At 60.5% G+C, this 2997-nt stretch carries 1 protein-coding gene; it reads right to left on the reverse strand.

Going from position 1 to position 2997, the window contains the following annotated elements:
* Positions 1-2997 (reverse strand): amino acid adenylation domain-containing protein (locus VJR68_RS00575; protein WP_324145600.1); only part of this gene is annotated, 2997 nt, incomplete at both ends.

Here is a 2997-nt window from a genome sequence, read left to right on the forward strand (position 1 = left end):
CATCCCGATCAACGCATGCGCCAGGCGGTTGGCGCGTCCGTTCAATTCGCCATAGCTCAATGTCCGGCCTTCGAACACCAGCGCCACCGCTTCGGGCGTGCGCTCCACCTGCGCCTCGAACAACTCGTGAATCGTGCGCTCCAAGGGATAGAGCGCGGCGGTTGCATTGCATGCCCTCGTCACTTGATGAAACTCGTCCGCATCAAGCAATGATGCCCGCTGATGAGAGCTGTCCAGCTCGCTGAGCATGCGCGCGCACGCCGCGAGGAAATACCGCTGCCATTGCTGCATGACTTGCGGATCGAAGATCTGCGTGTCATAGACCAGATCCATGTTCAGGTCGTCGCCGCCAGCCACCCTGGCGATATCTACGAGCAGGTCGAAGTTGGTCTGTTCGTAGCCGCGCGATCCCAGTACTTGCAATGTCGCGCCCTGATGTGCGGCCATTTCGCGGAAGACATGGAAGTGGGTGTAATTGAACAGTATCTCGGAGAAACTACGGCCGAGATCGTGCTGGATCCTCGACAACGGATAACTGCGATGCGCCATGCTTTGCGCATGCATGCCAGCGATGGCAATGATCAGGTCACGCCAGCTGTCGTCGGCCAGGGTGACGGCCAGGGGTAGCGAATTGAGATACAGACCGAGGCTACGTTCGCCACCGGCCGTTTCCGGCCGGCCGTTTTGCGTGACGCAGCTTGCCACTTTCGCCGTCCCGCTCAGGGTCGACAGCACCTTGAAGTGGGCGGCGAGCAGGACAGCCTGTACCGGTACGCCCAGCTCCTTCGCCAGTTCGACCAAGGGCTTCGACAATGCCCTGAAGGCATGTACCGTCTGTCGGCGCTGCGAGCGGACGCCACCGCTTTCTCCCCTTCGCGGAAGCTGCGTTGCGGAAGTATCTTGCAGCAAGTCGACGAAGTACTGCTTGGCCAACGGATTGGCCAGCGTGTTCTGTTCAAGCGCGATGTAGTGGCTGAAGGTACGGTCAACTTGTACCGGCTCAGGCGCGTGTCCTTCGAGACACTGCAGATAGCGGTTGTAGAGCGCGGTGACGAGTGTTGCCCGGCTCCATCCATCGAGGACCGCGTGGTGGAACGTCATGGCGAATTCAAAGCTTTCCGGCGTACGCAGGAAAACGTGGAAATGCACCAGCGGCCCTGCATGCCAGTCGAACACGTGACGCTTGCGGTCCTCCATCCATTGCGCAATGCAGGCTTCCTGCTCCGACGTCGTTTGCTTGCGCAGGTCACTCACTTCCAGCGGCAGTTCGACGCGTGCATGCACGTGCTGCAACGCCCGTTCGCCATCCAGTGAGAAGCCGGTGCGGAGGATCGGATGTTCGGCGATGCACGACGCCAGGGCCTGCTCGAAGCATGGCCGGTCCCAAGGACACCTTACGTGATCGGCAATGATATCGTGATAGACGCCACCGAATTGTTCCAGCTGGGTATGGAAAACCATCCCGGCCTGCAATGTGGACATGGGATATGCGTCTTCGTAGCGCGAGTCGTAACGTTTTCGTTCATGCTCGCTCAACTGGGCAAAAGCCTCCCACACAATCGCCTGCCCATCATCGCCCTGGCGCTTCAAATGCAGCGCCACACGTTCCACCGTCTGATGCTGGAACAGATCCTTGATGCCAAGGAACCAGCCACGCTCCTTGAGCAGCGAGACTACGCGGATCGACAGGATCGAGTCGCCGCCAAGGCTGAAATAGTTATCGTGGACACCGACGTTTTCGCACTGAAGCACTTCATGCCAAGTCTGACACAGCGCCTCTTCGGCGGCGGTGCGCGGCGGTGCGTAAGGCGCGCTCCTCTCCCCACTAGTTGGCGCCGGCAATCGCTTGCGATCGACCTTACCGTTCGGCGTAAGTGGCAGCGCCTGCAGCGTGACGAAGGCGGCGGGGACCATATAGTCGGGCAGCGTTGACAACAATGCACTTCGGCATCGGTCATTCAGCGCCTTGCCCGCCATCTCGCCGGCGACCGGCACCACATACGCCACCAGCTGTTTATGACCGGGGAGATCCTCGCGTACCACGACCACCGAGGCCGCCACGTCAGGCAGTGCAGAAAGTTTCTGCTCTATTTCACCAAGCTCGATGCGGAACCCGCGGACTTTCACCTGATCGTCAATGCGGCCCAGGTATTCGAACTCCCCGGTCGAAAGGCAACGTGCCATGTCACCGCTGCGGTACAGGCGATGTCCAGGAACGTGCGGGTGTTCGACGAAGCGCTGAGCTGTGAGCTCGGGTCGCTTCAGATAGCCGCGTGCCACGCCAGCGCCACCTATGTACATTTCACCGGCCACGCCCTGCGGCACCTGGTTGCCCTGCGCATCCAGAAGATGGATTGCCAGATCACCCAGCGGCTGGCCGATCATACTGCCCTTGCCTGCGACTACGTCGCTACGCCGCAGGCGACGGTAGGTAACGTGCACGGTAGTTTCGGTAATGCCATACATATTGATCAAGGCCGGTGCCTCGTCGCCATGTCGCTCGACCCAGTCTCGCAACTCGCCCAGGTTGAGTGCCTCGCCGCCAAAGATCACCATCCTCAGCGACAACGGCTTGCGTTGCCGCGCGTCTTCCTGCATCAACTGACCAAAAGCGGTGGGAGTCTGGTTCAGCACCGTCACTTTTTCGACGCACAGCAGTTGGTAGAAGTCCTTCGGCGACCGGGCAGTCCAGGACGGCACCATCACGAGCCGACCGCCATAAGCCAGCGCGCCCCACAACTCCCATACGGAAAAATCGAATGCATAGGAATGAAATAGCGTCCACACATCGCGTGCAGTGAATCCGAACTGCGCAGCGGTGGCCTTGAGCAGGCGTTCCACCTGTCGATGCTCGACCATCACGCCCTTGGGCGTACCGGTTGAGCCGGAGGTGTAGATCACATAGGCCAGGTGCCGCGGCTCAAGCCCCAGCTCCGATGGCCGCGGATTGGATGCCGGCTGCCCTTCGTTGTCCGCCCAGTTGCCCTCCGCGTCCAG

It is taken from the genome of Dyella sp., from assembly GCF_035277725.1.
Lineage (GTDB): Bacteria > Pseudomonadota > Gammaproteobacteria > Xanthomonadales > Rhodanobacteraceae > Dyella_B.